Here is a 26,401-nt window from a genome sequence, read left to right as displayed (position 1 = left end):
CGACAGCGACCCGGCGCCTTCATCCACGCATGGCGTGGATCTACCGTAAAAAAACGCCCGCTTTCGCGGGCGTTGTTCTTACTTCTTTTGCTCGGCCGCGGCCGGCTTGAACTCGGTGCGGCAGTCCACGCGGATCTGCTCGCCGGTGCTGCGCCAGATGAAGGTGCGGCAATGGCGGTTGCCGTCCTGGCTGTCGTTCACCGCGACCGCGTAGAACGATTCGATGATCTCGTCACGCGAGACCGTGCCGTCGCCGTTCCAGTCCATGTCCTTCTGCTCGATGCCCTGGGTGATGGCGATGTTGGCGTACCAGGCATAGCCCAGCCACGCCAGCACGATCAGCACCAGGGCCAGCAGCGCCTTGCGGCGCGGGCTGAACTTGCCGCGCAGGATCATGGCACGCGCCGGATGGTGGCGCCGAGCGAAGACAGCTTCTCTTCGATGTTCTCGTAGCCACGATCAAGGTGATAGATGCGGTCGATGGTGGTCTCGCCGCTGGCCATCAGGCCGGCCAGGATCAGCGAGGCCGAGGCACGCAGGTCGGTGGCCATTACCGGCGCACCGCTCAGGGTCTCGCTGCCACGCACGATGGCGGTGTGGCCTTCGACCTGGATGTCCGCGCCCAGGCGCAGCAGTTCGTTGACGTGCATGAAACGGTTCTCGAAGATCGTTTCGTTGATCACGCCGACGCCGTCGGCCACGCAGTTGAGCGCCATGAACTGCGCCTGCATGTCGGTCGGGAATGCGGGGTACGGCGCGGTGGTCAGGTTGACCGCCTTCGGTCGCTTGCCCTGCATGTCCAGGGTGATGGTGTCTTCGGTGGTCTCGATCTTCGCGCCGGCCTCGACCAGCTTGGACAACACCGCGTCCATGGTGTTCGGGCGCGCACGGTTGACCGTGACCTTGCCGCCGGTCATCGCCGCAGCGACCAGGAAGGTACCGGTCTCGATGCGGTCGGGCAGCACTTCGTGGCGGCCGCCGGACAGGCGCTCGACGCCTTCAATGACCAGGCGGGCAGTGCCCAGGCCTTCGATCTTCGCGCCCAGCGCGATCAGGCAATGCGCCAGATCGGTCACTTCCGGTTCCATCGCGCAGTTGTCGAGGACGGTGGTGCCTTCGGCCAGCACCGCGCCCATCAGCACGTTCTCGGTGCCGGTGACGCTGACCATGTCGAAGGTGAAATGGCCGCCCTTCAGCCGCTTGGCAGTGGCCTTGATGAAGCCGTTCTCGACCACGATCTCGGCACCCAGCGCCTGCAGGCCCTTGATGTGCTGGTCGACCGGACGCGAACCGATCGCGCAGCCGCCGGGCAGCGACACTTCCGCCGCGCCGAAGCGGGCCAGCAGCGGGCCCAGCACCAGGATCGAGGCGCGCATGGTCTTGACCAGCTCGTACGGCGCAACGTGCTGGTTGACCGAACGCGGGTCGACCACGATCGCACTGCCACGCGACAGCGTGCCCTGGTCGATGGTGACCTTGGCACCCAGTTCGCCCAGCAGCTTGACCGTGGTGACCACGTCGTGCAGGTGCGGCACGTTGGTGATCTCCACCGGCTCATCGGCCAGCAGGGTCGCGCAGAGGATGGGGAGGACGGCGTTCTTGGCGCCGGAGATGCTCACTTCACCGTGCAGCGCAGCGCCGCCGGTCACAACGATCTTGGCCATGTATTCGGGATCTTCTGCGGTTCAGCCGGCTTCGGCCGGGGTCACGGTTTTCAGCGCCAGCGCGTGGATCGCGCCGCCCATCAGGTCGCCCAGCGTGGCATAGACCATGCGGTGGCGGGCCAGCGGCATCTTGCCGGCGAACGCCTCGCAGACCACGGTCGCTTCGAAATGCACGCCATCATCGCCCTGCACGTCGGCGCGGGCGCCAGGCAGGCCGGTTTCGATCAGATTGCGGATGGTGTCGGCGTCCAACGGGCTTTCCTAATAAAATGTGCCTCCATTCTACTTCCGCTGCGTGGCGTCCGCATGGCCGAATCCCTGTTGCCCCCCCGTTCCGTCGACCCTGCCGGCCTGGTCGCCAGTGGCCGCCGCGTGTTCGAGATCGAGCGGCAGGCGCTGGATGCCGTCGCCGACCGCCTTGGCGAGGCCTTCCAGCAGGCCTGCGAGGCGATCCTGGCCAGCCGCGGCCGGGTGGTCGCCACCGGCATGGGCAAATCCGGCCACATTGCCCGCAAGATCGCCGCCACCCTGGCCTCCACCGGCACACCGGCGTTCTACGTGCATCCCGGCGAAGCCGGCCACGGCGACCTGGGCATGATCACCGAAGCCGACGTGGTACTGGCCCTGTCCTATTCGGGCGAGTCCGATGAGGTGCTGATGCTGCTGCCTGTGCTCAAGCGCCAGGGCAACGTGCTGATTTCCATGACCGGCCGCCCGCAGTCGAGCCTGGCCACGGCCGCCAACATCCACCTGGATGTGAGCGTGCCGGCCGAGGCCTGCCCGCTGGCGCTGGCGCCGACCTCCAGCACCACCGCCTCGCTGGCGATGGGCGATGCGCTGGCCGTAGCCCTGCTTGATGCGCGCGGCTTCACCGCCGACGACTTCGCCCGCTCGCACCCGGCCGGCAGCCTCGGCCGTCGCCTGCTGCTGCACATCACCGATGTCATGCACACCGGCGAGGACCTGCCCAGCGTGGGCGCCGATGCCAGCCTCAGCGAGGCGCTGGTGGAAATGAGCCGCAAGCGCCTCGGCATGACCGCCGTGGTCGACGCCGATGGCGTGCTGATCGGCCTGTTCACCGACGGCGACCTGCGCCGGGCGCTGGACAGCGCGCTGGACGTGCGCACCGCGAAGATCGCCGATGTGATGACCCGCAACCCGCGCACCATCGGTGCCGACCAGCTGGCCGTAGAGGCCGCGCGGCAGATGGAGACCCAGAAAATCAACGGCCTGATCGTGGTCGATGGCCAGGGCCGTGCGGTCGGCGCCCTGAACATTCATGACCTGTTGCGGGCCCGGGTGGTTTAACCGACAGTCCGTAGACCCCATTCAGTCTGTAATGCCCCACCCGCCCCCACCGAGCCTGATCGCCTGATGCCCTGGTCCCCGCTGCCCGCGTTCCCCGCCCACCTGCATGCCGCTGCGGCCCGCGTCCGCCTGGCCTGCTTCGACGTGGACGGTACCCTCACCGACGGTCGGCTGTACTACGACAAGGACGGCAACGAGAGCAAGGCGTACTTCGTGCAGGACGGTCTGGGCCTGAAACTGCTGCAGCAGCACGGCATCCACCCCGTGCTGATCACCGCGCGCAACAGCCAGTCCGCGCTCAAGCGCGGCGCCGACCTCGGCATCGACACCCAGATCGCCGTGGGCGACAAGCTGGCCAGCGTGCAGACGCTGTGCGCACAGCATGGCATCGGCCTGGAGCAGGTGGCCTTCATGGGCGACGACCTGCCGGACCTGGCGCCGCTGGGCGCGGTCGGCCTGGCGGTGGCGCCAGCCAACGCCCACCCGTGGATCGCCGAGCGCGTGCACTGGCAGACCCGCGCCGATGGCGGACGTGGCGCCGCCCGTGAACTGTGCGACATCCTGCTGGCCGCCCAGGGCCATGTGGACGCGGTGCTGGCGAGGTTCGGCGCATGAACCTGCCCACCCTGAACTGGCGCACCGTGCTCGGCATCGGCCTGCTGCTGGCGGCCCTGCTCAGCAGCTGGGCGGCCCTGCGCAACCGTGACAAGGGCCCGGCCACTGCCGGCCAAGACGCCGGCGTGGACTACATCCTGCACGACTTCCAGATCGTCGCGCTGGATGAGCAGGGCAAGGAATCGACCACCCTGCGCGCACCGCGGCTGGAACGCCAGCGTGGCGACCAGACCATCAACATCGCCACCCCACTGTTCGAGATGCCGGACAAGGATGGCAAGCACTGGACCGTGCGCGCCGAGACCGGCTGGCTCAGCGCCAAGGGCGACGAAATGAAGCTGCGTGGCAATGTCGCTGGCGACAGCCCGGCCGATCCGGGCGTGGTGCCGACCACGTTCCGCACCGACCACCTGGACGTGTTCCCGAAGGAAAACCGTGCCCGCACCGATGCGCGGGTCACCATGACCCGTCCCGGCATGGAACAGTCCGGCGTCGGCTTCGAGGTGGATTCGAAGAACAACACGTATCATTTCCTCAGCCAGTCCAAGGGTCGTTACACGCCCCGACGCTGATTCCGCCACCCTCCTGCGACGTCCCCGGACCGGCGCAAGGATGGCAGCCCCCCCACCCGCCGCCGGTTTTCCGGACGGCCCCACCGGTAGAACGGACCCCGATGAAGATTCCCTTTGCAGCCGTACTCGCGCTCGGTCTCCTTGTTCCCAGCGCTGCCTTTGCCAAGTCCACCGACCGCAACGAGAACATGAACATCGAATCCGGCGCCCAGTCGGGCGTGCTGACCGGCGACGGCAAGACCGTGCTGTCGCAGGGGGTGACCGTCACCCAGGGCACGCTGGACCTCCGCGCGTCCGAAGCCGAGATCTACCTGAAGGATGGCGAAGCCGTGCGTGCGGTGTTCACCGGCAAGCAGGCCACGATGAAGCAGCAGCTCGACGATGGCACCTGGATGGATGCGGTGGCCGATCGCATCGACTACGACATCAAGACCGAGATCATCACCCTGACCGGCAACTACAAGGTCACCAGCGCGCGCGGCACCAATGCCGGCCAGCGCATGGTCTACAACACCCGCACCGGGGAGATGAACTCCGGTGGTGATGGCAGCCGTGTGCGCACCGTCATTCCGCCGAAGAACAAGAACGCGGCAGCACAGCCGGCCGCCGCACCCAAGGCGGCGGCTCCGGCCAGTACGCCGGCCAGGCCGGCGGGGAGCAAGAAGTAATGCTCGTCGCCAAGGGCCTGCGCAAGCGCTACAAGCAGCGCGAAGTCGTCAAGGACTTCGGGCTGACCCTCGACGCCGGTGAAGTGGTCGGTTTGCTCGGCCCCAACGGTGCCGGCAAGACCACCTGTTTCTACATGATCGTCGGCCTGGTCGCCGCCGATGCAGGCAGCATCGTGCTCGACGGCAAGGACATCACCAGCGACCCGATGTACACCCGTGCCAAGCAGGGCGTGGGCTACCTGCCGCAGGAGCCGTCGGTGTTCCGCAAGCTGACCGTGGCCGACAACCTCCGCCTGGTGCTTGAACTGCGCGAAGACCTGGATTCGGCCGGCCGCGAACGCGAATTGAACAGCCTGCTCGACGAGCTGCAGCTGGGCCATGTCGCCGACCAGCTCGGTGCCAGCCTGTCCGGTGGCGAACGTCGTCGCTGCGAGATCGCCCGCGCACTGGCCGCGCAGCCGCGCCTGATCCTGCTCGACGAACCGTTTGCCGGTGTCGACCCGATCTCGGTGGGCGAAATCCAGCGCATCGTCACCCATCTCAAGCAGCGTGGCATCGGCGTGCTGATCACCGACCACAACGTGCGCGAGACCTTGGGAATCTGCGACCGCGCGTATATCCTCGCCGAGGGCACCGTGCTGGCCCAGGGCTCGCCGGAGGCGATCCTGGACAACGCTGACGTACGTCGCGTCTACCTTGGGGATTCCTTCAAGCTGTGACCGCAGGTGCTGGGTCCCTTTCCTTCCGTTCGGCACAGGCATGAAGACTCGGCTGCAGACATCGTTGGGACAGCAGCTGGTGCTCACCCCCCAGCTGCAGCAGGCGATCAAGCTGCTGCAGATGTCCACGACCGAGCTGGAGCTTGAAATCGCCCAGGCCGTGGAAAGCAATCCGCTGCTGGACTGGGCCGACAGCAACGACAGCAGTGCCGCCAATGAAGGCGGCGACAACACGGACGCCGACACGCCGGCCGAACGCGCCGACAATGGCGACGACTGGGCACCGGCCGAGCTCGACTGGAGCGCTGCCGGCAGTGGCGGCAGCTTCGACGATGACGACGACAACGGCAGCGCTGCCGAGCGCGTAGCCGAAACCGAAACACTGGCCGACCATCTGCTGTGGCAGCTGCATCTGTCGCATCTGTCCTCGCGTGATCGCAGCATCGGCGCGGCACTGATCGATGCATTGGACGACGACGGGTACCTGCGCGAGCCGCTGGCCACCATCGCTGAAACCCTGTTGCCGGCGATCCACGCCGACGAGGACGAGATCCTCGCCGTGCTGCATCGCATCCAGCGCTTCGACCCGGTCGGCGTTGCCGCGCGCACGCTCGGCGAATGCCTGCAGCTGCAGCTGGATGTGTTGCCTGGTGACACCGCGGGCCTGGCGCTGGCGCGGCAGATTGCCGCAGGCCCGCTGGAACGGCTGCCACGCAGTGGCGTCGCCGGTCTGGCCCATGAACTGAAACAGCCGCTGGACGAGGTCGAGGCAGCGGTCGCCCTGCTGCGCTCGCTGGACCCGCGTCCAGGGACTCAGATCGCGCCGCTTTCGCAGGATACCTACGTGGTGCCCGACGTGGTGGTGTGGCGGCAGAACGGCATCTGGCGCGCGGCGCTGGCCGCCCATGCCGGGCCAAAGGTGGTGATCCACCGTGGCTACGAACAGCTGATCCGCCGCTGTGGCGAGGCCGACGCCGGCTACCTGCGTGGCCAGCTGCAGGAGGCGCGCTGGCTGCTGAAGGGCCTGCAGCAGCGCGGTGAAACCCTGCTGCGGGTGGTGCGCAGCCTGATCCACCAGCAGGCCGGTTTCCTCGAGTTCGGCGAACAGGCGCTGCGTCCGCTGACCCTGCGCGAGATCGCCGCCGAACTGGGCCTGCACGAGTCGACGGTGTCGCGCGCGATCGCCCGCAAGCATGTGCGCACGCCGCGCGGCACGCTGCCGCTGCGTGCCTTCTTTGCCTCGGGCATCGATACCGAAGGCGGTGGCGAGGCGTCCAGCACCGCCATCCAGGCGATGATCCGGCGCCTGATCGACGACGAAAACCCGCGCAAGCCGCTTTCTGACGCCAAGCTGGCTGACCTGCTCAAATCGTCGGGAATTCCAGTAGCGCGACGCACCGTGGCGAAGTATCGTGAAGCCATGAACATCTCCGCCTCGCACGAAAGGGTCAGAATCGCTTGACGCACCGCCGCGCCCGGCGGAGAGGTTCATTGGCACATCCGAACACAGGAGAAACCCGATGCGCATCGAAACGTTTGGCAAAGACGTCGAAGTCACCCCGGCCCTGCAGTCCTATGTGGAGGAGAAGCTGGCCCGGATCGGAAAACACTTCGACCAGCACTGCGAAGCGCGGGTGACCCTCAAGCTGCAGAAGACCGAACACCACGTCGACGCCAGCCTCAACATCCCGGGGCAGACCCTGCACGCCGAGGCCGGCGGCCAGACCATGTATGCCGCGATCGACCTGCTTGCGGACAAGCTTGACCGCCTGGTCATCAAGCACAAGGAGAAAAAACAGCAGCACGCACCGCTGCCGGTGGGCGACAATGGTGGCTGATCGCCACCGTTCCCCGCAGACATGCCCCTGACTGACCTCCTGGCGGCCGTGCAGACCCAGCTCTGCACGGCCACCGACCGTGACAGCGTCCTGCAGGCCGCCGCCGGGTTGCTGGCCTGCCGCCAGGCCAATGCCGAACAGATCTATCTGAACCTGTGCCAGCGCGAAGCCCTGGGCAGCACCGCGATCGGCCACGGTATCGCCATCCCCCACGGCCGCGCGCCGACCCTGGACCGCCCCCGTGGCGCCCTGCTGCGTCTGGCGGCCCCGGTCGACTTCGGCGGCGATGAGCCGGTGGACCTGGTGTTCGCGATGGCCGTCCCCGCCCACTACACCCACCAGCACCTGATGCTGCTGTCCGAGCTGGCCGAGCTGTTTTCCGCGCCGGATATCCGCCAGGCCCTGCGTGCGGCCGGCGATGCCCGGGCCCTGCGCGAGGCGCTGGACATGACCCCACCTGCGAGCGCCGCATGAATACCAGCATCACCGCCCGTGAACTGTTCGAACAGCAGCGCGAGCGGCTGGGGCTGCGCTGGGCCGCCGGCAAATCCGGTGAGAAGCGCGAGCTGGAGGCCGGCAACACGGTCTCGCGGCGTCCCTCGCTGGCCGGCTACCTCAACGCCATCTATCCCAACAAGGTGCAGATCCTGGGCACCGAGGAACTGTCCTGGCTGGATGCGCTGGAACCGCGCCAGCGCTGGGAGACCATCGAAAAGATCATGCAGTCGCACCCGCTTGCGCTGGTGCTGACCCGCAACCAGGCCTGCCCCGAAGACCTGCGCGCCGCCGCCGATGAATCCGGCACGCCGCTGTGGTTGTCGCCCAAGCGCGGCCACGAACTGCTGAACCACCTGTCCTACCACCTGGCGCGCACGCTCGCGCCGAGGGTGATCCTGCACGGCGTGTTCATGGAGATCTATTCCATTGGCGTGCTGATCACCGGTGAGGCCGGGTCGGGCAAGAGCGAGCTGGCACTGGAACTGCTCAGCCGTGGTCACCGCCTGGTCGCCGACGACGCCCCCGAGTTCACCCAGATCGCCCCGGACGTGCTCGACGGCACCTGCCCCGAACTGCTGCAGGACCTGCTGGAAGTGCGCGGCCTGGGCGTGCTGAACGTGCGCGAGATGTTCGGCGACACGGCTGTAAAGAAGAACAAGTACCTTCGGCTGATCGTCCACCTGACCAAGCCGATGACCGAACCCACCCCGCATGGCTACGAGCGTCTGACCGGCGACTCGGGCACCCGCCATGTGCTGGACCTGGACGTTCCGCTGATCACCCTGCCGGTGATGCCCGGCCGCAACCTGGCCGTGCTGACCGAAGCCGCCACCCGCCTGCACATCCTGCGCACCAAGGGCATTGACCCGGCGGCCATGTTCATCGCCCGCCACAGCAACCTGCTGGAACGGCGAACACCCTGATCCTCCTGCCCCTCGAAGAGCCTGTCCATGAGCACCGCAATCCCCACCGCCCCGACCCTGATCATCGTCAGCGGCCTGTCCGGCTCGGGTAAATCCGTCGCCCTGAAGACCTTCGAGGACCAGGACTACTACTGCTCGGACAACCTGCCGATCCACCTGCTGCCGGACTTCGTGCGCAGCCTGCTGGCCAACCACGACGGCAGCGCACCGCGCCGCTTGGCCGTAGGCATCGATGTCCGCGGCCAGGCTGACCTGAGCCAGCTGGGCGACTGGCGGCAGCTGGCCACCGACGCCGGCGTGGAAGTGAAGGTACTGTTCTTCGAGGCCAGCGACGAAACGGTGCTCAAGCGCTACGCCGACACCCGTCGTCGCCATCCGCTGAGCCAGCTGGGCCTGTCGCTGCCCGAAGCGATCGCCCGCGAGCGCGAACTGACCGCGCCGCTGCGGCGTGAGGCCGACGCTGTGATCGATACCAGCACCCTCAACGTGCACCAGCTGCGGCGGCGGATCATCACCGAGTTCGCGATGGACCATGCCACCGGCCTGTCGCTGCTGTTCGAATCATTCGCCTACAAGCGCGGCGTACCGGCCGAGGCGGACTTCGTGTTCGATGCGCGGGTGCTGCCCAATCCACACTGGGACCCGGACCTGCGCGCGCTGAGCGGCCGCGAGCCGGGCGTGCGCGACTATCTGGAAGCGCAGCCCGACGTGCAGCGTTACCTGGCCCAGCTGATGGATTTCCTGGATACCTGGCTGCCGAAACTGGGGGATGGCACCCGCAGCTACGTGACCGTGGCGTTCGGCTGCACCGGCGGCAAGCACCGCTCGGTGTTCCTGGCCGAGCGCATGGCCCGGCACGCCCGCGAGATGGGCTGGCAGGACGTGGCCACCTACCACCGCGAACAGGATTGAGGGTGGTCGGCCGGGCTGCGCCCGGCACCCGTTGGTAGTGCCGGCCGCTGGCCGGCAACAGCAACAGCAACAGCAACAGCAACAGCAACAGCAACAGCAAAAGCGGCATTCCGTGGGATGGCGGGGCGGTGTGGGTAGCCAGGACACGCCGTGAACCCGTCCATGGGGGCTCGATGGCGCCATCCATGGCGCCAACGGTCCTGCCTACCCACACCGCCCCGCCTCTGACAGATTCCGTGCGCTGTTGGTAGGTGTCGACCTTGGTCGACACGGTAGATCCACGCCATGCGTGGATGAATCGCTGCCAGGCATCGAAAAACGCATGGGGTCGGATCCCTTTTCCAATGAAAAAGGTCCCCGACCCGAGCAACACTGAATACGGGACACAGTACCCCTCATCTGCTGCTATCGCCGATTCACCTTGACCTGTTAACGTGCAGTAATGACCTGTGGCATTCTCCTCGTAACACATCCCGGGGTCGGGACCGCCCTGCTTGACGTGGCGACCCGGCTCCTGCGGCAGTTGCCGCTGAAAACCGAAGCTTTCGAAGTACCGTTCGACGCAGACCTGGACGCCCTGCTCCCGCTCGCCTCGGCCGCTTTGCGGCGGGTCGATGGAGGTGACGGCGTGCTGATCCTGACCGACCTGTACGGCGCCAGCCCCGCCAACCTTGCCGGGCAGCTGGCCCGGCTGGGGACCCCGGTTCGCCGGGTATCGGCGCTGAGCCTGCCGATGTTGCTGCGGGTGATGAATTATCCGGAACAGGGACTGGATCAACTGCCTGCCACAGCCGCGGCGGGTACCCGTAATGGAGCGATAGTCGACGATGCTTGAACGAGAACTCACCGTCAGCAACCGCCTGGGCCTGCATGCCCGGGCCACCGCCAAGCTGGTGCAGACCCTGGCGCCGTTCCGCTGCAACGTGACCATGGCCGCCAAGGGCCGTGAGATCAACGCCAAGAGCATCATGGGCGTGATGCTGCTGGCCGCCGGCCAGGGCACCCCGGTCACCGTGCGCATCAACGGCGAGGACGAAGCCGCCGCGATGGAAGCGGTGGTCGGCCTGTTCGAACGCCGCTTCGACGAGGACAGCTGAGCGTGCCGCGCGCACGCGCCAGCCAGGTCCCTTCCGGCCAACGGCCGGTACAGCTGCTGGCCGGCCACGGCGCCGCGCGAGGAACGGCGATGGGCCGGGCACGCGTGCGACTGCCGCATGCGCTGGAGGTGGCCGAGCAGCGCGTGGCCGCCCACCAGGTCGAGGCCGAACTGGCGCGCCTGCACCGGGCGCTGGATGCCGCGCGTACGGAAATGCACGAGCTGCGCCAGCGCCTGCATGGCGCCCTGAACCAGGAAGTGGGCGAGTTCCTCGACCTGCACGCGCTGCTGCTGGACGACCCCGAGCTGCTGTACGGCCTGGACGAGCTGATCCGCAGTGGCCCGTACAGCGCCGGCTATGCCTTGCGCCTGCAGCGCGACCGCCTGGCCAAGGTCTTCGATGGCATGGACGATGCCTATCTGAAGAGCCGCATGGACGATCTCGACCATGTGATCGGGCGCATCCACGCCTTCCTGCAACCCGAACGGCCGTCGGCAGTGAAAGGCCTGGCCGGCGAGATCCTGGTCTGCGACAACATCGCGCCCTCCGAGCTGGCGCAGCTGCAGGCACAGGGCGTGGTCGGCATCGTCACGGCCGCCGGCAGCGCGCTGTCGCACAGCGCGATCCTGGCGCGCAGCCTGCACCTGCCCCTGATCGTCAACGTGCCGCAGCTGCTCAGCCGCATCGCCGATGGCGATGTGCTGATCATCGATGGCGCCGACGGCAGCATCACCGTCAACCCGCAGGCCGACAACCTGCGGGACTACCGCGTCCGGCTGAAGGAGCACGCGCGCGAGCAGCGCGAGCTCGGCCGCCTGCGCAGCAAGCCCAGTCGTACCCGCGACCAGGTCGACATTGCCCTGCTGGCCAATGCCGAATCACTGGAAGACGTGACCCAGGCACATGCACTGGGCGCGCAGGGGCTCGGCCTGTACCGCACCGAATTCCTGTTCCTGCAGCGCAATGAGCTGCCGGACGAAGAAGAGCAGTTCCAGACCTACCGCGATGCCGCGCTGGGCATGAGCGGGCGGCCGGTCACCATACGCACGCTGGACCTGGGCGCGGACAAGGCCGACCGTACCGGCCTGACCCTGAGCAACGAAGAGAACCCTGCACTCGGCCTGCGCGGAGTGCGCCTGTCGCTGGCACGGCCGAAGGTGGCCGACACCCAGCTGCGCGCGATCCTGCGCGCGTCTGCGTACGGCAAGCTGCGCGTGCTGGTGCCAATGGTCAGCACCCGCGAGGAGCTGCTGGCCGTGCGCCGGCGCATGCTCAAACTGACCGAACAGCTGCGCGGCGAAGGGCACATGGTGTCCGACCACGTACCGCTGGGCGCGATGATCGAAGTCCCCGCCGCTGCGCTGGCGCTGGAGAGCTTCATCGACCTGGTCGATTTCCTGTCGATCGGCACCAACGATCTGGTGCAGTACCTGCTGGCTGCCGACCGCAACAACGAGGCGCTGGGCGAGTTGTATTCACCGCTGCACCCGGCCGTGCTGCGGCTGCTGCAGATGGTGATCGAGACCGGCGCGCGTCACCGCGTCCCGGTGGCGGTCTGCGGCGAGATGGCCGGTGATGCCCGGATGACCCCGCTGCTGCTGGCGCTGGGCCTGAGCGAGTTCAGCCTGCACCCCGGTACGTTGCTGGAGGTACGCCGCGCGATACGCGAAGCCGACCTGTCCGTGCTGCGCGCGCGCGCGCCGAAGCTGCTGGCCGCGCGCGACCGCCGCGCCATCGAACGCTGGCTGGCGCTGGTGGCGGAAACGGCCTGACACCACCCGCTCGCCGAGCATGCACGCCTGGGGTCAGATCCCTTTCCCGCGGGAAAAGGGATCTGGCCCCGTCTCGTTGAAGGCCAAGAGGTTGCCGGCCAGCGGCCGGCACTACCGCCATCCGGCGGCTATGCGCTGAAACATCCCCTTGCGATAATGACGCGCTGAACACCCCTGTTGCCGCATCCTTGCCGGGATCGCGGCTTTTCTTATCCCGCGGGAGCTGCGATGGCTGAAGCTGTACGCCACGACAAGACTGCGCGCCAACTGCGGATGCTGTCCGATGCACTGGACAGCGGCCGGCTGGGCCCGGTACGTCGCCTGGTCAACACCCTGGCCCCGGCCGAGATCGGCAACCTGCTTGAATCACTGCCGCCGGGCAAGCGCGAGGTGGTGTGGGGCCTGGTCGATCCTGAGGACGACGGCGAGGTGCTGGTCCACGTCGGCGAGGACGTGCGCGAAAGCCTGCTCGCGGACATGGACCCGGACGAGATCATCGCCGCGGTCGAAGACCTGGACATCGACGATCTGGCCGACCTGGTCGAAGACCTGCCGGATACGGTCATCGATGAAGTCCTCAAGTCGATGGACCGCGAGAACCGCGAGCGGCTGGAACAGGTGCTGTCCTATCCCGAGGACAGCGCCGGCCGCCTGATGAACCCGGACGTGGTGACCGTGCGCGCCGACGTCAACGTCGACGTGGTGCTGCGCTACCTGCGCCTGCGCGGCGAATTGCCTGACCACACCGACCACCTGTTCGTGGTCAGCCGGCGGCACCAGTATCTCGGCCGGGTGTCGCTGGCGGCACTGGTGACCCACGAGGACACCACCCCGATCAACCGCCTGATCGACGACGAGCAGCCGGCCATCGACGTCGGCGAGAGCGACCAGGAAGTGGCACGGCAGTTCTCCGACCATGACTGGATCTCCGCACCGGTAGTGGACGAGAACAACATCCTCGTTGGCCGCATCACCATCGATGACGTGGTCGACATCATCCGTGGCCAGGCCGAGCACCAGGCGCTGGGCGCAGCCGGCCTGGACGAGGACGAGGACCTGTTCAGCCCGGTCTGGCGCGCCATGCGCCGCCGCCTGATGTGGCTGTCGATCAATCTGTGCACGGCGTTCCTGGCCTCCAGCGTGGTCGGCCATTTCGAAGGCACCATCGACAAGCTGGTGGCGCTGGCGGTGCTGATGCCGATCGTCGCCGGCCTCGGCGGTAACGCCGGTACCCAGGTGCTGGCGCTGATGGTGCGCGGCCTGGCGTTGGGCCAGGTGGGCGCCTCCAACGCGCGCACGCTGCTGTGGAAGGAAGTGCGGGTGGCCGCGCTCAACGGCCTGCTGCTCGGCTCGATCCTGGGACTGATCGTGCTGGTCTGGTTCCACTCGCCCGGGCTGTCGGCGGTGATCGCCATCGCGCTGACCTGCAACCTGCTGTTTGCGGCGCTGGCCGGCGTACTGGTGCCGCTGACCCTGAAACGCTTCGGCTTCGACCCGGCGCTGGCCAGTGGCATCTTCCTGACTGCCGTGACCGACTCGATGGGCTTCTTCACCTTCCTCGGCCTGGCCACGCTGGTGCTGCTGCACTGATCCCTGCCGGGCCGGATCCCCGCAACGCGGAGCTCCGACCCACACCAAGACCTAGGGTCGGATCCCCGCAGCGCGGGGCTCTGACCCGATTCCAACTGGACCCTCATGGCCACCACGATCGAAAACTATTTCCAGCCCGGCTGGCGCGACCAGCAGCACACCTGCCCAGCCTGCGAATGGAAGGGCAGCTCGCGTGCCATGGAGATGGAGCTGGACGAGGACGCCACCGAGTACGACTGCCCGGTCTGCGAAAACCCGTTGCTGGTGGTGCTGCACCCGGACATGGCGCAGGTGCAGGCTGCGGCGGCGGCAGGCAATGCCGAAGCGCAGGAACAACTGGACATCATTGCCAGCTTCCCGCGCCCGCAGTGATGCGGCGCAAGATGCCGCGTTGACCTGCGGCGGACTAGGATGCGGCTGAACCCACCGCTCCTGGAACGTCGATGGTCCGTACGATGATGCGCTGGCTGCCAATGCTGGCGATCCTGATGATGGCCGGCTGCGCCTCGCACCCGGACAGCGCACGTGGCCGCTTCGAATCGCGTGCGGTGAAAGTGGATGGCCGCACCGCCTATTACCAGGTGTTCATTCCGGCAACCGCGGCGCGCACGCCTGGCGCGCTGCCGGTGGTGCTGTTCCTGCACGGATCCGGCGAGCGTGGCGGCGACGGCGTCAAGCAGACCCATGCGGGGCTGGGGCCGCACCTGCGCAGGCACGCGGCCGACTTCCCCGCGTTGGCCGTATTCCCGCAGGTGCCGGGCCGCCAGGAATGGAGCGGGCGCAACAACCGCGTTGCGCTGGCCGCCCTGGACGCCACCATCGCCGAGTTCGGTGCCGATCCCTCGCGGCAGTACCTGACCGGGATGTCGATGGGCGGCTATGGCAGCTGGAACATCGCGCTGGATGACCCCGGGCGCTTCGCCGCGATCGTGCCGGTATGCGGCGCGGTGCTGGCGCCGCGCGCGGTGCGTCCGACGCTGTTCGTCGAACAGGTGGCCCAGGAATCCGATCCGTATGCCGCGATCGCCAAGCGGCTTCGGCACACACCGATCTGGATCTTCCATGGTGCGCTGGATGACGTGGTGCCGCCGGACGACGACCGCAGGCTGCACGCCGCCTTCCAAAGCGCCGCTGCACGCGACGTGCGCTACACCGAGTACCCGGAGGGCAACCACAATGCCTGGGACGCCACCTACGCGGACCCGGCGATGTGGGCATGGCTGTTCGCGCAGAAGCGCTGAACCGCGGCTTCTGCTGGGAACATCTGTTGGTGGATACCTACCGTTGGTCGGCTTGGGTATTGGTGGGTGCCGACCGTTGGTCGGCACTATCTCTCCGCTTCGGGGTAATCCATTGCTTGGTACCTCCCATCAATCTCCCATCGGCACCAGGCATACGGATACTCTCCCACGCAGCTCGCCAAGTTCGCCCTGACCGGGTTGGCGACGATTACATCGCATGGCGAAACAGTGATTCTTCAGAACGAATGGCGTGATCGTGATAGCTCGATTGCCAAAATGGTCCTGTCTTGCCCAGCATGCGGTTGATCCGCAATGCACTGCTCGATTTGAAGCGTTGCATGATGTAGTCCAGCGAGAACGCACGGATCTCCACAAGCCAATGGATGTGGTCCGGCATGACCACATAGGCAAGTGAGTGCGTCAGGCCATCATCATCAATGCGACGGAACACATCCATCACCTCCTGTGCCGCAGTGGCATCATCGAAGTAGCGTCGACGTTCCTGGGTGACGGTGGTCAGGATGTAGGATTGCCCGATCCGGGAATGGCGGCCAAGGCGTAGGCGTGCGCGGTTCATGGGCCCAAGCGTGCGCCTGCCGGTATCTCTCTTCTATCGGGCAACACGTCAATACAGGTAGGCCCGAAACCATTCAATGGCCAGGCCCGCACTTCACCGCACTGATGGTTCAGTGCCGACCAACGGTCGGTACCCACCGGGCCGGATGAGGACAGATCAGCCGTGCCGACCAACGGTCGGCACCCACCAAAGTGCTCAGCCCAGCAAGGTTTCCAGCACGGCCATGCGCACGGCGACGCCGTTGGCGACCTGGCGCAGCACCCACGATTGCGGGCCATCGGCCACGTCGTCGGTCACTTCCACGCCGCGGTTGATCGGGCCCGGGTGCAGTACCGCAGCGTCCTTGCCGGCACGCGCCAGGCGCTCGCGGGTCAGGCCGTACTGCGCGTGGTACTGCTCCAGCGACGGCACCAGGCCTTCTTCCATGCGCTCGCGCTGCAGGCGCAGCATCATCAGCGCGTCGACGCCTTCCAGCATCGCGTCGAAATCATCGCCGACCACGCAGCCCTTCAGGGTCTCGTCATCCGGCAGCAGCGACTGCGGGCCGCACACGCGGATCTCGCCCACGCCCAGCGTGCGCAGCGCATGCAGGTCGGTGCGGGCCACGCGCGAGTGCTTCACGTCGCCGACGATCACCACTTTGAGCTTCGAGAAGTCCGGGCCCTTGGCCTGGCGCAGGGTCAGCATGTCGAGCAGGCCCTGGGTCGGGTGCGAGCTGCGGCCGTCGCCGGCATTGATCAGCGCGGTGCCCTCGCCCGCGGCGTCGGCCAGCGCGGCCACGGCGCCGTCATCGGGGTGGCGCACCACGAAGCCGCGCACGCCCATCGCTTCCAGGTTGCGCAGCGTGTCACAGGCGGTTTCGCCCTTGCGCGTGGACGAGGTCGAGGCATCGAAGTTCAGCACATCGGCCCCGAGGCGCTGCGCGGCCAGTTGGAACGAGCTGCGGGTGCGCGTGGACGGCTCGAAGAACAGCGTGCACACCGCCGAACCGGCCAGCACGTGGCGCTTGTTGCCGACTCGGCCGACCGCGGCATCGCGGATCTGCCCTGCGCGGTCGAGCAACTGCAGCAGGGTTTCGCGCGGCAGGCCTTCCAGGGTCAGCAGGTGGCGCAGGCGTCCGGAGGCATCGATTTGCTGGGCAGTCATGGCGGGAGTCGTGCAGTCAGGGAATGGGGGTGGCGTCGTCGGGGGACGACAGCCAGCGGTCGATGATCACCGCCGCGGCCACGGCGTCGAGGGCGGCCGCATCACGGCGACGCTTGCGCCCTTCGGCGCGCTCGACGGCGAAACGGCGGGCAGCCTCGACCGAGCTGGAACGCTCGTCGATCATCACCACCGGCAGCTTGAAGCGTTCCCGCAGCTGGCGGGCAAAGCCCTGCGCACGCTTGCGGTTGGGCTGGTCCTGGCCGTCCAGGGTCAGCGGGTCGCCGACCACCAGGCCGTCGGGCTTCCATTCCTTGAGCAGGCGTTCGATCGCGGTCCAGTCCGGGCCGTTGCCGTGCACATCGACCACCGCCACCGCGCGCGCATGCGCGGCAAAGGCACTGCCGATGGCCACGCCGATCCGCCGCGAGCCGACATCAAAACCCAGGACCGTGCCGTCACGACGGATGGCCGGGGCAGCAGAATCCGGTGCGGGCGTGATGGGCTCAGACATGGCCGCTGTAGTCAGTCAGCCGGAACAGGTCGACACCGATACGCGAAGCCGCACCCTGCCAGCGCTGCTCCAGCGGCAGCTGGAACACCAGCTCGGCATCGGCCGGCACGGTCAGCCAGCTGTTCTCGGACAGCTCGCTTTCCAGCTGCCCTGCGCCCCAACCGGCACAGCCGAGGGTGACCACCGCATTGGCCGGGCCTTCGCCGCGCGCCATCGCTTCGAGGATGTCGCGCGAGGTGGTCAGGTACAGGCCGTGGCCCACGGTCAGGCTGGAATCCCACGCGCGCGCGTCGTCATGGATGACGAAGCCGCGCTCGGGATGCACCGGGCCGCCATTGAGCACCATGCGCGCCTGCAGGTCGCCATCACCGGTGGTGATGTCCATCTGCGCGAGCACTTCACCCAGCGTGTATTCGGAAGGCTGGTTGACCAGCACGCCCATCGCCCCGTTCTCGTCGTGCTGGCAGATCAGCGCGACGCTGCGGGCAAAGGTCGCGTCGAGCAGCGACGGCAGCGCGACGAGCAGGTGATCGGCAAGGGAGGTCGGCATTACAGGCATGGGCCCATTCTACCTGCTGGGGGCGGGATGGTCGCGCGATGGCGCCGAACCACGATGGGCTAGGATGGTGCTTTGCCACGGAAGGTCATTGATGCCGTCTTCTTCGCCCCTGACCCTGCCGGCACGCAGCGCCATCGTCCTGCTTGCCCTGCTGCAGGGCCTGATGCTGTATGCCGCGCAGGAGCTGTCCGATGCCTGGCCATTCCGCGATATCGGCTGGCGCTACTGCTGGTACGCCTGGGTGCTGGCCATTCCCAGCGCGGTGGCGCTGAGCCTGGTCGAGCTGGGCCAGCGCCGACTGTGGCTGCAGGCCGTGCTCGGCTCGGCGGTGGTGCTGGCGCTGGCCGCCTGGATCGGCTGGAACCTCAATGGCGAGACCGCACTGGAGTCGGGCGCGCTGCAGTTTCCGTTGACCCTGGGCATGGGCGTGGCGGTGTTCGTGGCCCTGCCCTGGTGGCAGTTCCAGCTGCAGCATGGGCACTGGCGCGCCAGCTACCCCGAGTTGTTCGAGCGCGCCTGGCAGAACGGTTTGACCCTCGCTTTGGCGGCGCTGTTCACCGGGCTGACCTGGCTGCTGCTGTGGCTGTGGGCAGCGCTGTTCCAACTGCTGGACGTGAATGTCTTCCGCGACCTGTTCCGGCAGGACGCTTTCATCGCACTGGCCACCGGCAGCCTGGCCGGGTTCGGCGTGCTGATCGGGCGCACCCAGCACCGTGCGATCCAGATCACCCGCCAGGTGCTGTTCGCGATCTGCCGCGGGCTGCTGCCGCTGCTGTCGTTCATCGCCGTATTGTTCGTGCTGAGCCTGCCGCTTACCGGGCTGGAACCGCTGTGGAAGACCCGTTCGGCCGCCAGCCTGCTGGTGGTGGTGTCGCTGCTGCTGGTGACGTTCACCAATGCGGTCTACCAGCAGGGGGAAGACAGTGTCTCCTACCCTCTGGTGCTGCGCAGGCTGGTCGAAGCCAGCCTGCTGACACTGCCGGTTTACGCCGCGCTGGCACTGTATGCATTGGGCCTGCGCGTGGCGCAGTACGGCTGGACCCTGGATCGCTTCTGGGCGGTGCTCGTCGCATTGGCCACGGCCGGCTATGCCGTGGGCTACGCGCTGGCGGTGCTGCGCCGGCAGCGCCGCTGGCTGCAGATGCTGGAGCCGGTCAACCGCTGGATGTGCTGGGCGGTGCTGGCACTGGCACTGCTGGGCAACTCGCCGCTGCTGGATCCGGTGCGGCTGACCCTGTCCAGCCAGCTGGCGCGCCTGCGTGCGGATCCGCCGGCGATCACCAGCAGCGACGTCAACGTGCTGCGCTTCGATCTGGGGCGCCGTGGCGTGCGGGCGCTGCGCGAACTGCAGCGCGATCCGGCCATCACCGCCGATGCCAACGCGCCACAGGTGATCGCTGCTGCACTGGCACGCACCTCACGCTGGGACGACGGCCACCGCCTCGACAAGGGGCCGCAGGACGTCGCCGCCCTGCAGCGCGCGCTGAAGCTGGCCAAGGGATCCAGTTCTCCACCGGACGACTGGTGGAAAGCTCTGGCCACCCGATCGATCAATGGCGAATCCTGCGCCCAGAGCGAGCGCGACTGCCTGATCGTGCATCGCGACCTGGACGGCGATGGTACCGGCGAGGTGCTGCTGTGCGAGCTGAACACCCACCGTGGACCGGACTGCGTGCTGTACGCACGTGGCAAGGATTCCCAGTGGCGCCGGGCCGGTGCGCTGTTCGGCACCGTCAGCGGCCAGGCCGAGACGATCAACCAGGCCCTGCGTGACGGCAGACTCACGCTCATTCCACCGCGCTGGCCGATGCTGTCCATCGGCGGGCACCCTGCGGTGGCCATCGATCCCGAATCCGAATCCGATTCCAACGAGCCTTCCCCATGAGCGGCTACTGCCTCATCGCCCCGGGCCATCCGGTGCACGACTATTACCACGCCAACGAGTACGGCTTCCCGCAGCGTGACGAGCGCGAGCTGTTCGAGCGGCTGGTGCTGGAAATCAACCAGGCCGGCCTGAGCTGGGAAACGATCCTGAAGAAGCGCGAGGGCTTCCGCGCGGCCTACGACGGCTTCGATGTCGACCGCGTGGCGGCGTATGCCGAGCAGGACATCGAGCGCCTGCTGTCGGACGCAGGCATCATCCGCAACCGGCTGAAGGTACGGGCGGCGATCCACAACGCGCAGGTGATCCAGCAGTTGCGGGCCAGCCATGGCAGCTTCGCGGCGTGGCTGGATGCGCACCACCCGCGCAGCAAGGCCGACTGGGTGAAGCTGTTCAAGAAGACGTTCCGCTTCACCGGCGGCGAGATCACCGGCGAATTCCTGATGAGCCTGGGCTACCTGCCCGGTGCGCACGCCGAGGATTGCCCGGTGCATGCGCGGCTGCTGATGCTGTCGCCGCCGTGGTTGAAGGCTGCCGCCCGCTGATGGATATCCGCCGGGCATGGCCCGGCGCTGCCATGCCTGGGTTCCGGTAGTGCCGGCCGCTGGCCGGCAACACCGTTGAACGTCACACGCCCATGTAGCGGCCGGGGCGGTGGTTGAACATCAGCACCAGGCTGAGCACCACCGCGCCGATGGCCGAATACAGCACCTTCGACGGCGACAACACGAAGAACGCGGCCACCATCAGGCACGCGTCGTAGGACATCTGCACCTTGCCCGCGCTCCAGCCACGGGTGCGCTGCAGGTACACCGCCAGGATGCCGATGCCGCCAAGGCTTGCACGGTGGCGGATGAAGAACAGGATGCCCAGGCCGGACAACGCACCGCCGACAATCGCCGAGTACAGCGGGTTGATGTGCGAGAAGTCGATCCAGCGCGGCAGCAGGTCGGTCAGCACGCCACAGGCGGTGACCGCGGCGAAGGTCTTCAGGGTGAATTCCCAGCCCATGCGCCGCAGCGCCACCCAGTAGAACGGCAGGTTGACCAGCACGAACACCAGGCCGAAGTTCCAGCCCATCGCGTAGTGCAGCAGGAAGGCCATGCCCGCCATGCCGCCGATCATCAGCCCGCCCTTGGCGAAGATGGCCAGGCCCAGCGAGGCCACCATCGTGGCCAGCACCATGCCCTGCACGTCCTCGGCGATCGAGTGACGCAGCGCTTTGTCGTCGGCGGTGGTGCCGGCGCTGTCGGGCGGCGGGGTCAGCGGACCGGCGGTGACCAGGTGGCCGTCAGCGTCGTCGCACGGCGCGGGGCCATGGGAGGGAAGGGACATGCGGGTGGGGAACAGCAGGTGGGGAGCGGTATTAGACACGATCTGCATGACAGTTGCAGATGAAATCGTTCAGCTGAATGCGCCCCAGCCCGCTCCGCCGGCCGCCGGTCACCCCTTGCCGGCCAGATGGTGCGCCACCAGCGCGTTGGCGTGGCCATGGCCCAGGCCGTGCTCGCTCTTCAGGAAGCTGACCAGTTCCATGTGTTTCAGGCCCTTCTTCCCCGCCAGCAGCCCGAACCAGTGCGCCACCGGCTGCCCGTAGGTCTTCTCGATGGAGGGGAAGTACGAGGCCGGGCCTTTCGGCTTGGTGCCAGTGCTCATGTGCAGCCCCCGTTGTTGAAGTCATTCATTTGACGAACCACAGACGCAGAAATCGACACACCCTCACGTAGTGGGGCCGGATCCCGTGCCGACCAACGGTCGGCACCCACCGACAGCAGCGGGAAACTGTCGAAGGCGGGGTGGGTCCGGTTGCGGGGGCGTGAGCGCCATGGATGGCGCGACCGAGGCTACATGGACGTACTTGCGCCGTCCCCCGCGACCTGAGCCACCTCGCCTTCCACAGGAAGCCAGTTTTTGACGTTGACGTTGTTTCGGCAGGTGCCGGGCGCAGCCCGGCCGTATCATCCCCGCATGCCCCGCGAAAATCTCAACGATCTGCAGGCCTTTGTCCACGTTGCCCGCGAGGGCAGCTTCACCAAGGCTGCCGCCCAACTGGGCGTGTCCCAGTCCGCGCTCAGCCATGCCATGCGCGGACTGGAGCAGCGCCTGGGCGTGCGCCTGCTGACCCGCACCACCCGCAGCGTCTCGACCACCGAAGCCGGTGCCCGCCTGCTCGATACCCTGGCCCCGCGCCTGGCCGAGATCGAGGACGGGCTGGCCGCGCTGGCCGAGTACCGTGAACGCCCGGCCGGCACCATCCGCATCAATGCCACCGGCCACGCCGCCGAGTACATCGCCTGGCCCAGGCTGGCGCCGTTGCTGCGGCAGTATCCGGATTTGAAGGTGGAACTGGCGGCCGACTACGGGTTGGCCGACATCGTGGCCGAGCGCTACGACATCGGCATCCGCCTGGGCGAGCGGCTGGCGCGCGACATGATCGCCGTACCGATCAGCCCGCCGCTGCGCATGCGCGTGGTCGGGGCGCCCAGCTACTTCCGCCAGCACGTGGTGCCGCGGCATCCGGACGACCTGGCCGGGCACAACTGCGTGACCCTGCGGCTGCCTACGCATGGTGGGCTGATGCCGTGGGATTTCGGCCAGGACGGCAATGAACTGAGCGTGCGCGTGAGCGGCCAGTGGACGTTCAACACCATGGGCATGACCCGCACCGCTGCGCTGGCCGGCAGCGGATTGGCCTGGCTGCCGCAAGACCAGGTGCAGCCGATGCTGGACGATGGACGGCTGCAATCAGTGCTGGACGACTGGTGCCCGCACTTCGATGGTTACTACGCGTATTACCCTTCGCGCCGCCACGTGACCGTGGCGATGCGGACGGTGCTTGATGCGCTGCGCGGGCCGATGGGGTGTTGAGGAGTGCGGACCAACCGTCCGCACCCACCTGGTGATCAACCCTTGGCCTGTGCCGCACGCTGCGGGTTGTAGCGCTCGCCAACGATCGACACTTCGTCCAGCGCCTGCGCGATGCGTTGCAGTTCTTCCGGCGCCAGCTGCAGGTCGGCCGCGCCCAGGTTTTCTTCCAGGCGATGAACCTTGGTGGTGCCCGGAATCGGCACGATCCACGGTGCCTGCGCGAGCAGCCAGGCCAGTGCGACCTGCGCAGGCGTCGCACCGCGCGCTGCCGCAATCGTGCTGATGCGATCCACCAACGCCTGGTTGGCGCGGCGCGCCTCCACTTCGAAACGCGGCACGGTATTGCGGAAGTCGTTGGCGTCGAAGGTGGTATCGGCGTTGATCGCACCGGTCAGGAAGCCGCGGCCCAGCGGGCTGAACGGCACGAAGCCGATGCCCAGCTCCTGCAGCGTCGGCAGCAGCTCACGCTCCGGCTCGCGCCACCACAGCGAATACTCACTCTGCACGGCGGCGACCGGCTGCACGGCATGCGCGCGACGCACGGTGGCAGCACTGGCCTCGGACAGGCCGAAGTGGCCGACCTTGCCCTCGGCGATCAGGTCGCGCACGGTGCCGGCCACATCCTCGATCGGCACGTTCGGGTCGACGCGGTGCTGGTAGAACAGATCGATATGGTCGGTACGCAGGCGCTTGAGGCTGGCTTCGGCCACGGCACGGATGTTCTCCGGGCGGCTGTCCAGGCCAGCATCGGTGCGCGCGTCCTTGAAACCAAACTTGGTGGCGATCACCAGCCTGTCGCGGTGGGGCGCCAAGGCCTGGCCGAGCAGGTCTTCGTTGGTGTACGGGCCGTACACCTCGGCGGTGTCGAAGAAGGTCACGCCGCGCTCGACGGCGGCGTGCAGCAGGGCGATGCCCTGGCTCGGTTCAACCGGCTGGCCGTAGGCATGGGTCAGGCCCATGCAACCCAGGCCCAGGGCGGAAACCTTCAGGCCGCTGCGGCCGAGTTCACGTGTCTGCATCGTCGTACTCCAGAGGGGGAGTGCTGACGATACGCCTGCGGTGGCGATGGATTGAGCCGGCTGGACCGCAGTCGGTCATGACTGGAATTCATCAATCCGGTCATGACCGATGCCGGCCGGGTCAGCGGATTTCGGAGATTTCCACTCCATCCAGCCCCTGCGACAGGGTGCGCGCGTCGCCGCCCTGGCTGAGCTTGATGCGCAGGCGCACCTCGTTCTGCGAATCGGCGTAACGCAGCGCGTCCTCGTAGCTGATCTCGCCGGCCTGGTACAGCTCGAACAGGCTCTGGTCGAAGGTCTTCATGCCCAGCTGGACCGAGTCCTTCATCACTTCCTTCAACTTGTGGATCTCGCCGTCGCGGATGTAGTCCTGTACCAGTGGCGTGCCCAGCAGGATCTCCATCGCCACCTTGCGCGAGCGGCCATCGGGCGACGGCACCAGCTGCTGCGCGACCACGCCCTTGAGGTTCAGCGACAGGTCCATCAACAGCTGGTTGCGGCGGTCTTCCGGGAAGAAGTTGACGATGCGGTCCATCGCCTGGTTGGCATTGTTGGCATGCAGCGTGGCCAGCACCAGGTGGCCGGTTTCGGCGAACGCGATGGCGTGGTCCATGCCTTCGCGGGTACGCACCTCGCCGATCATGATCACGTCCGGCGCCTGGCGCAGGGTGTTCTTCAGCGCGGCTTCCCAGCTGTCGGTATCGATGCCGACTTCGCGCTGGGTGATGATGCAGCCCTCGTGCTTGTGCACGAATTCGATCGGGTCTTCGATGGTGATGATGTGGCCGGTCGAGTTCTGGTTGCGGTAACCGATCATCGCCGCCAGCGAAGTCGATTTACCGGTACCGGTAGCACCGACGAACAGGATGATGCCGCGCTTGGTCATCGCCAGCGTCTTGATGATCGGCGGCAAGCTCAGCTCTTCCACGGTCGGAATGCGCGTCTCGATGCGACGCAGCACCATGCCGACCTGGTTGCGCTGGTAGAAGCAGCTCACGCGGAAACGGCCGACACCGGACAGGCCGATGGCGAAGTTGCATTCGTGGGTCTTCTCGAATTCCTCGCGCTGTGCCGGGGTCATCACGTTGAGGACCAGGTCGCGGCTCTGCTGCGGCGTCAGTGGCGTCTGCGTGATCGGCGAGATCTTGCCGTTGACCTTCATCGCCGGTGGCATGCCGGCGGTGATGAACAGGTCCGAGGCGCGCTGGTGCGCCATCAGCTTGAGGAACGAAGTGAAATCGATGGTGGTCGCGGTGGTGTTCACGGCGGGCTCCCGGAAAGCGGTTTACCAGGTAACGGTCGGTGGAGGAAACAACACGGAGCGGCCGCGCCATTGCGCGCGCCGCCCGTCGCTGTCCCGCCTTACTCGAACAGGCGCTTGTCCTTGGCGTACTCGCGGGCCTGGTTGCGGGTGATCAGGCTGCGCTTGACCAGGTCCTGCAGATGCTGGTCCAGGGTCATCATGCCGTACTGCTGGCCAGTCTGGATGGCCGAGTACATCTGCGCCACCTTGTCCTCGCGGATCAGGTTGCGGATGGCCGGGGTGCCGACCATGATTTCCCACGCTGCGGTACGGCCGCCACCGACCTTCTTCAGCAGTGCCTGCGAGATCACCGCACGCAGCGACTCGGACAACATCGAACGCACCATCGGCTTTTCGCCGGCCGGGAACACGTCGATGATACGGTCGATGGTCTTGGCCGCCGAGCTGGTGTGCAGGGTGCCGAACACCAGGTGGCCGGTTTCCGCGGCGGTCAGTGCCAGGCGGATGGTTTCCAGGTCGCGGAGTTCGCCGACCAGGATGATGTCCGGATCCTCACGCAGTGCCGAGCGCAGTGCTTCGTTGAAGCCATGCGTGTCACGGTGCACTTCGCGCTGGTTGATCAGGCACTTCTGCGAGGTGTGCACGAATTCGATCGGATCCTCGACGGTGAGGATGTGGCCGTATTCGTTCTTGTTGATGTAGTCGATCATCGCCGCCAGCGTGGTCGACTTGCCCGAGCCGGTCGGGCCGGTCACCAGGATCAGGCCCTGCGGTTGCTGGATCACCTCGCGGAACAGCGGCGGGCAGGCCAGGTCCTCGAGGGTGAGCACCTCGGACGGAATGGTACGGAACACCGCACCGGCGCCACGGTTCTGGTTGAACGCGTTCACACGGAAGCGCGCCAGCGACGGAATCTCGAAGGAGAAGTCCACTTCGAGGAATTCCTCGTAATCGCGGCGCTGCTTGTCGGACATGATGTCGTACACCAGCGCATGGACCTGCTTGTGGTCCAGGGCTGGGATGTTGATCCGGCGAACGTCGCCGTCCACGCGGATCATCGGCGGCAGGCCTGCAGACAGGTGCAGGTCGGACGCTTTGTTCTTTACGGAAAACGCCAGCAGTTCGGCGATATCCATGAGCGGCTACTCCCCAATAACG

30 protein-coding genes and 1 pseudogene are annotated in these 26,401 nt (G+C 67.0%); 19 read left to right on the top strand and 12 right to left on the bottom strand.

Going from position 1 to position 26,401, the window contains the following annotated elements:
• Positions 1-78: 78 nt before the first annotated feature.
• From ACM0O9_RS01560 to ACM0O9_RS01550, 3 genes are read right to left on the bottom strand one after another with little or no spacing between them, the layout of a single operon-like run.
• Complete coding sequence (locus ACM0O9_RS01560) at positions 79-396, bottom strand: hypothetical protein (protein WP_065185829.1); 318 nt, start codon at positions 394-396, stop codon at positions 79-81.
• Positions 393-1,664, bottom strand: a complete 1,272-nt coding sequence (murA, locus tag ACM0O9_RS01555; RefSeq protein ID WP_065185828.1) for a UDP-N-acetylglucosamine 1-carboxyvinyltransferase — start codon at positions 1,662-1,664, stop codon at positions 393-395. The genes ACM0O9_RS01560 and murA overlap by 4 nt, the downstream gene beginning before the upstream one ends.
• Before the next feature lie 21 nt (positions 1,665-1,685).
• Positions 1,686-1,916: a BolA family protein gene (locus tag ACM0O9_RS01550; protein ID WP_005408396.1), complete on the bottom strand. Its 231-nt coding sequence runs from the start codon at positions 1,914-1,916 to the stop codon at positions 1,686-1,688.
• A gap of 54 nt (positions 1,917-1,970) precedes the next feature.
• Between ACM0O9_RS01550 and ACM0O9_RS01545 the strand changes: the two genes are divergently transcribed.
• The 16 genes from ACM0O9_RS01545 to ACM0O9_RS01470 all read left to right on the top strand — a co-directional run bounded on the left by ACM0O9_RS01545 (position 1,971) and on the right by ACM0O9_RS01470 (position 15,417).
• The gene (locus tag ACM0O9_RS01545; RefSeq protein WP_065185827.1) at positions 1,971-2,972 is read left to right on the top strand and encodes a KpsF/GutQ family sugar-phosphate isomerase; all 1,002 of its coding nucleotides are present in this window, start codon (positions 1,971-1,973) and stop codon (positions 2,970-2,972) included.
• Between the two features lie 66 nt (positions 2,973-3,038).
• Positions 3,039-3,587, top strand: a complete 549-nt coding sequence (locus ACM0O9_RS01540; RefSeq protein WP_065177942.1) for a KdsC family phosphatase — start codon at positions 3,039-3,041, stop codon at positions 3,585-3,587.
• Entirely contained in the window at positions 3,584-4,159 is a 576-nt protein-coding gene (gene lptC, locus ACM0O9_RS01535) for an LPS export ABC transporter periplasmic protein LptC (RefSeq protein ID WP_235649493.1), read from the top strand. The genes ACM0O9_RS01540 and lptC overlap by 4 nt, the downstream gene beginning before the upstream one ends.
• Positions 4,160-4,260: 101 nt before the next feature.
• The gene (gene lptA / locus ACM0O9_RS01530; protein WP_065185826.1) at positions 4,261-4,827 is read left to right on the top strand and encodes a lipopolysaccharide transport periplasmic protein LptA; all 567 of its coding nucleotides are present in this window, start codon (positions 4,261-4,263) and stop codon (positions 4,825-4,827) included.
• Positions 4,827-5,546 (top strand): LPS export ABC transporter ATP-binding protein, encoded by a 720-nt coding sequence (lptB, locus tag ACM0O9_RS01525; RefSeq protein ID WP_005415558.1) that lies wholly within the window; start codon positions 4,827-4,829, stop codon positions 5,544-5,546. The genes lptA and lptB overlap by 1 nt, the downstream gene beginning before the upstream one ends.
• A 40-nt stretch (positions 5,547-5,586) precedes the next feature.
• On the top strand, positions 5,587-7,008 hold the full coding sequence (locus ACM0O9_RS01520) for an RNA polymerase factor sigma-54 (RefSeq protein WP_065177944.1): 1,422 nt from the start codon (positions 5,587-5,589) through the stop codon (positions 7,006-7,008).
• Between the two features lie 58 nt (positions 7,009-7,066).
• Positions 7,067-7,384 (top strand): ribosome hibernation-promoting factor, HPF/YfiA family, encoded by a 318-nt coding sequence (gene hpf, locus ACM0O9_RS01515; protein WP_005415556.1) that lies wholly within the window; start codon positions 7,067-7,069, stop codon positions 7,382-7,384.
• Between the two features lie 21 nt (positions 7,385-7,405).
• Entirely contained in the window at positions 7,406-7,858 is a 453-nt protein-coding gene (locus ACM0O9_RS01510; RefSeq protein WP_065185825.1) for a PTS sugar transporter subunit IIA, read from the top strand.
• Positions 7,855-8,805: an HPr(Ser) kinase/phosphatase gene (gene hprK, locus ACM0O9_RS01505; RefSeq protein ID WP_005408388.1), complete on the top strand. Its 951-nt coding sequence runs from the start codon at positions 7,855-7,857 to the stop codon at positions 8,803-8,805. The genes ACM0O9_RS01510 and hprK overlap by 4 nt, the downstream gene beginning before the upstream one ends.
• 27 nt (positions 8,806-8,832) lie before the next feature.
• Complete coding sequence (rapZ, locus tag ACM0O9_RS01500; RefSeq protein WP_005415554.1) at positions 8,833-9,717, top strand: RNase adapter RapZ; 885 nt, start codon at positions 8,833-8,835, stop codon at positions 9,715-9,717.
• 442 nt (positions 9,718-10,159) lie between these two features.
• On the top strand, positions 10,160-10,552 hold the full coding sequence (locus ACM0O9_RS01495) for a PTS sugar transporter subunit IIA (protein ID WP_005408386.1): 393 nt from the start codon (positions 10,160-10,162) through the stop codon (positions 10,550-10,552).
• Positions 10,545-10,814: an HPr family phosphocarrier protein gene (locus ACM0O9_RS01490; RefSeq protein WP_005408385.1), complete on the top strand. Its 270-nt coding sequence runs from the start codon at positions 10,545-10,547 to the stop codon at positions 10,812-10,814. The genes ACM0O9_RS01495 and ACM0O9_RS01490 overlap by 8 nt, the downstream gene beginning before the upstream one ends.
• Before the next feature lie 2 nt (positions 10,815-10,816).
• Positions 10,817-12,586, top strand: coding sequence for a phosphoenolpyruvate--protein phosphotransferase (gene ptsP, locus ACM0O9_RS01485; protein WP_065177946.1), 1,770 nt, complete (start codon positions 10,817-10,819; stop codon positions 12,584-12,586).
• Positions 12,587-12,814: 228 nt separating this feature from the next.
• Complete coding sequence (mgtE, locus tag ACM0O9_RS01480; protein ID WP_049410631.1) at positions 12,815-14,176, top strand: magnesium transporter; 1,362 nt, start codon at positions 12,815-12,817, stop codon at positions 14,174-14,176.
• A 105-nt stretch (positions 14,177-14,281) separates the two neighbouring features.
• A complete protein-coding gene (locus tag ACM0O9_RS01475; protein ID WP_019659457.1) occupies positions 14,282-14,548 on the top strand; it encodes a hypothetical protein in 267 nt (88 codons plus the stop codon).
• A 71-nt stretch (positions 14,549-14,619) separates the two neighbouring features.
• Positions 14,620-15,417 carry a carboxylesterase family protein gene (locus ACM0O9_RS01470; RefSeq protein ID WP_065185824.1) on the top strand — a complete coding sequence of 266 codons (798 nt, stop codon included), beginning with the start codon at positions 14,620-14,622 and terminating at the stop codon, positions 15,415-15,417.
• Between the two features lie 86 nt (positions 15,418-15,503).
• On the opposite strand, the pseudogene ACM0O9_RS01465 reads toward ACM0O9_RS01470, so the two are convergent.
• The 4 genes and pseudogenes from ACM0O9_RS01465 to ACM0O9_RS01450 all read right to left on the bottom strand — a co-directional run bounded on the left by ACM0O9_RS01465 (position 15,504) and on the right by ACM0O9_RS01450 (position 18,210).
• Positions 15,504-15,994 (bottom strand): annotated as a pseudogene (locus ACM0O9_RS01465) (REP-associated tyrosine transposase).
• A gap of 195 nt (positions 15,995-16,189) precedes the next feature.
• Positions 16,190-17,140: an aspartate carbamoyltransferase catalytic subunit gene (locus tag ACM0O9_RS01460; protein WP_049410639.1), complete on the bottom strand. Its 951-nt coding sequence runs from the start codon at positions 17,138-17,140 to the stop codon at positions 16,190-16,192.
• 16 nt (positions 17,141-17,156) lie between these two features.
• Positions 17,157-17,651 carry a Holliday junction resolvase RuvX gene (gene ruvX, locus ACM0O9_RS01455; protein ID WP_005408378.1) on the bottom strand — a complete coding sequence of 165 codons (495 nt, stop codon included), beginning with the start codon at positions 17,649-17,651 and terminating at the stop codon, positions 17,157-17,159.
• Positions 17,644-18,210: a YqgE/AlgH family protein gene (locus tag ACM0O9_RS01450; protein WP_049410646.1), complete on the bottom strand. Its 567-nt coding sequence runs from the start codon at positions 18,208-18,210 to the stop codon at positions 17,644-17,646. The genes ruvX and ACM0O9_RS01450 overlap by 8 nt, the downstream gene beginning before the upstream one ends.
• A gap of 91 nt (positions 18,211-18,301) precedes the next feature.
• On the opposite strand from ACM0O9_RS01450, the gene ACM0O9_RS01445 reads away from it, so the two are divergent.
• Both ACM0O9_RS01445 and ACM0O9_RS01440 read left to right on the top strand, forming a co-directional pair.
• A complete protein-coding gene (locus ACM0O9_RS01445) occupies positions 18,302-20,095 on the top strand; it encodes a DUF4153 domain-containing protein (protein ID WP_065185823.1) in 1,794 nt (597 codons plus the stop codon).
• Entirely contained in the window at positions 20,092-20,637 is a 546-nt protein-coding gene (locus ACM0O9_RS01440) for a DNA-3-methyladenine glycosylase I (protein WP_005415544.1), read from the top strand. Before ACM0O9_RS01445 ends, ACM0O9_RS01440 begins: the two co-directional genes overlap by 4 nt.
• Positions 20,638-20,719: 82 nt before the next feature.
• On the opposite strand, the gene ACM0O9_RS01435 is transcribed toward ACM0O9_RS01440, so the two are convergent.
• The gene (locus tag ACM0O9_RS01435; protein WP_005415543.1) at positions 20,720-21,427 is read right to left on the bottom strand and encodes a YitT family protein; all 708 of its coding nucleotides are present in this window, start codon (positions 21,425-21,427) and stop codon (positions 20,720-20,722) included.
• Between the two features lie 108 nt (positions 21,428-21,535).
• A complete protein-coding gene (locus tag ACM0O9_RS01430) occupies positions 21,536-21,748 on the bottom strand; it encodes a DUF4287 domain-containing protein (RefSeq protein ID WP_065185822.1) in 213 nt (70 codons plus the stop codon).
• Positions 21,749-22,060: 312 nt separating this feature from the next.
• On the opposite strand from ACM0O9_RS01430, the gene ACM0O9_RS01425 reads away from it, so the two are divergent.
• Complete coding sequence (locus ACM0O9_RS01425; protein ID WP_065177951.1) at positions 22,061-22,960, top strand: LysR family transcriptional regulator; 900 nt, start codon at positions 22,061-22,063, stop codon at positions 22,958-22,960.
• Positions 22,961-22,995: 35 nt separating this feature from the next.
• Here the strand turns inward: ACM0O9_RS01425 and ACM0O9_RS01420 are convergent, their stop codons facing one another.
• The 3 genes from ACM0O9_RS01420 to ACM0O9_RS01410 form a co-directional block, all read right to left on the bottom strand.
• Positions 22,996-23,979 carry an aldo/keto reductase gene (locus ACM0O9_RS01420; protein ID WP_065197106.1) on the bottom strand — a complete coding sequence of 328 codons (984 nt, stop codon included), beginning with the start codon at positions 23,977-23,979 and terminating at the stop codon, positions 22,996-22,998.
• A 121-nt stretch (positions 23,980-24,100) separates the two neighbouring features.
• Positions 24,101-25,243 (bottom strand): PilT/PilU family type 4a pilus ATPase, encoded by a 1,143-nt coding sequence (locus ACM0O9_RS01415; protein ID WP_005415539.1) that lies wholly within the window; start codon positions 25,241-25,243, stop codon positions 24,101-24,103.
• 98 nt (positions 25,244-25,341) lie between these two features.
• Complete coding sequence (locus ACM0O9_RS01410) at positions 25,342-26,379, bottom strand: type IV pilus twitching motility protein PilT (RefSeq protein WP_004147099.1); 1,038 nt, start codon at positions 26,377-26,379, stop codon at positions 25,342-25,344.
• Positions 26,380-26,401: the final 22 nt, after the last annotated feature.

Source organism: Stenotrophomonas sp. FR012, from assembly GCF_047520565.2.
Classification (GTDB): Bacteria; Pseudomonadota; Gammaproteobacteria; order Xanthomonadales; family Xanthomonadaceae; genus Stenotrophomonas; species Stenotrophomonas sepilia.
Note: the sequence above shows the minus strand (reverse complement) of the source record. Positions and strands in the feature narration are given on the sequence as shown.

What these genes read in the sequence shown, in the direction of transcription:
- ACM0O9_RS01495 (WP_005408386.1), top strand. Translation starts at nt 10,160, where the DNA reads ATGACCTGTGGCATTCTCCTCGTAACACATCCCGGGGTCGGGACCGCC.
- ACM0O9_RS01560 (WP_065185829.1), bottom strand. Translation starts at nt 396, where the DNA reads ATGATCCTGCGCGGCAAGTTCAGCCCGCGCCGCAAGGCGCTGCTGGCC.
- lptC (WP_235649493.1), top strand. Translation starts at nt 3,584, where the DNA reads ATGAACCTGCCCACCCTGAACTGGCGCACCGTGCTCGGCATCGGCCTG.
- ACM0O9_RS01470 (WP_065185824.1), top strand. Translation starts at nt 14,620, where the DNA reads ATGGTCCGTACGATGATGCGCTGGCTGCCAATGCTGGCGATCCTGATG.
- ACM0O9_RS01545 (WP_065185827.1), top strand. Translation starts at nt 1,971, where the DNA reads ATGGCCGAATCCCTGTTGCCCCCCCGTTCCGTCGACCCTGCCGGCCTG.
- lptA (WP_065185826.1), top strand. Translation starts at nt 4,261, where the DNA reads ATGAAGATTCCCTTTGCAGCCGTACTCGCGCTCGGTCTCCTTGTTCCC.
- ACM0O9_RS01510 (WP_065185825.1), top strand. Translation starts at nt 7,406, where the DNA reads ATGCCCCTGACTGACCTCCTGGCGGCCGTGCAGACCCAGCTCTGCACG.
- ACM0O9_RS01460 (WP_049410639.1), bottom strand. Translation starts at nt 17,140, where the DNA reads ATGACTGCCCAGCAAATCGATGCCTCCGGACGCCTGCGCCACCTGCTG.
- ACM0O9_RS01490 (WP_005408385.1), top strand. Translation starts at nt 10,545, where the DNA reads ATGCTTGAACGAGAACTCACCGTCAGCAACCGCCTGGGCCTGCATGCC.
- rapZ (WP_005415554.1), top strand. Translation starts at nt 8,833, where the DNA reads ATGAGCACCGCAATCCCCACCGCCCCGACCCTGATCATCGTCAGCGGC.
- mgtE (WP_049410631.1), top strand. Translation starts at nt 12,815, where the DNA reads ATGGCTGAAGCTGTACGCCACGACAAGACTGCGCGCCAACTGCGGATG.
- ACM0O9_RS01450 (WP_049410646.1), bottom strand. Translation starts at nt 18,210, where the DNA reads ATGCCTGTAATGCCGACCTCCCTTGCCGATCACCTGCTCGTCGCGCTG.
- ACM0O9_RS01420 (WP_065197106.1), bottom strand. Translation starts at nt 23,979, where the DNA reads ATGCAGACACGTGAACTCGGCCGCAGCGGCCTGAAGGTTTCCGCCCTG.
- ACM0O9_RS01540 (WP_065177942.1), top strand. Translation starts at nt 3,039, where the DNA reads ATGCCCTGGTCCCCGCTGCCCGCGTTCCCCGCCCACCTGCATGCCGCT.
- ruvX (WP_005408378.1), bottom strand. Translation starts at nt 17,651, where the DNA reads ATGTCTGAGCCCATCACGCCCGCACCGGATTCTGCTGCCCCGGCCATC.
- ACM0O9_RS01520 (WP_065177944.1), top strand. Translation starts at nt 5,587, where the DNA reads ATGAAGACTCGGCTGCAGACATCGTTGGGACAGCAGCTGGTGCTCACC.
- ACM0O9_RS01430 (WP_065185822.1), bottom strand. Translation starts at nt 21,748, where the DNA reads ATGAGCACTGGCACCAAGCCGAAAGGCCCGGCCTCGTACTTCCCCTCC.
- ACM0O9_RS01425 (WP_065177951.1), top strand. Translation starts at nt 22,061, where the DNA reads ATGCCCCGCGAAAATCTCAACGATCTGCAGGCCTTTGTCCACGTTGCC.
- hpf (WP_005415556.1), top strand. Translation starts at nt 7,067, where the DNA reads ATGCGCATCGAAACGTTTGGCAAAGACGTCGAAGTCACCCCGGCCCTG.
- ACM0O9_RS01410 (WP_004147099.1), bottom strand. Translation starts at nt 26,379, where the DNA reads ATGGATATCGCCGAACTGCTGGCGTTTTCCGTAAAGAACAAAGCGTCC.
- hprK (WP_005408388.1), top strand. Translation starts at nt 7,855, where the DNA reads ATGAATACCAGCATCACCGCCCGTGAACTGTTCGAACAGCAGCGCGAG.
- ACM0O9_RS01440 (WP_005415544.1), top strand. Translation starts at nt 20,092, where the DNA reads ATGAGCGGCTACTGCCTCATCGCCCCGGGCCATCCGGTGCACGACTAT.
- ACM0O9_RS01475 (WP_019659457.1), top strand. Translation starts at nt 14,282, where the DNA reads ATGGCCACCACGATCGAAAACTATTTCCAGCCCGGCTGGCGCGACCAG.
- ACM0O9_RS01445 (WP_065185823.1), top strand. Translation starts at nt 18,302, where the DNA reads ATGCCGTCTTCTTCGCCCCTGACCCTGCCGGCACGCAGCGCCATCGTC.
- ACM0O9_RS01435 (WP_005415543.1), bottom strand. Translation starts at nt 21,427, where the DNA reads ATGTCCCTTCCCTCCCATGGCCCCGCGCCGTGCGACGACGCTGACGGC.
- lptB (WP_005415558.1), top strand. Translation starts at nt 4,827, where the DNA reads ATGCTCGTCGCCAAGGGCCTGCGCAAGCGCTACAAGCAGCGCGAAGTC.
- murA (WP_065185828.1), bottom strand. Translation starts at nt 1,664, where the DNA reads ATGGCCAAGATCGTTGTGACCGGCGGCGCTGCGCTGCACGGTGAAGTG.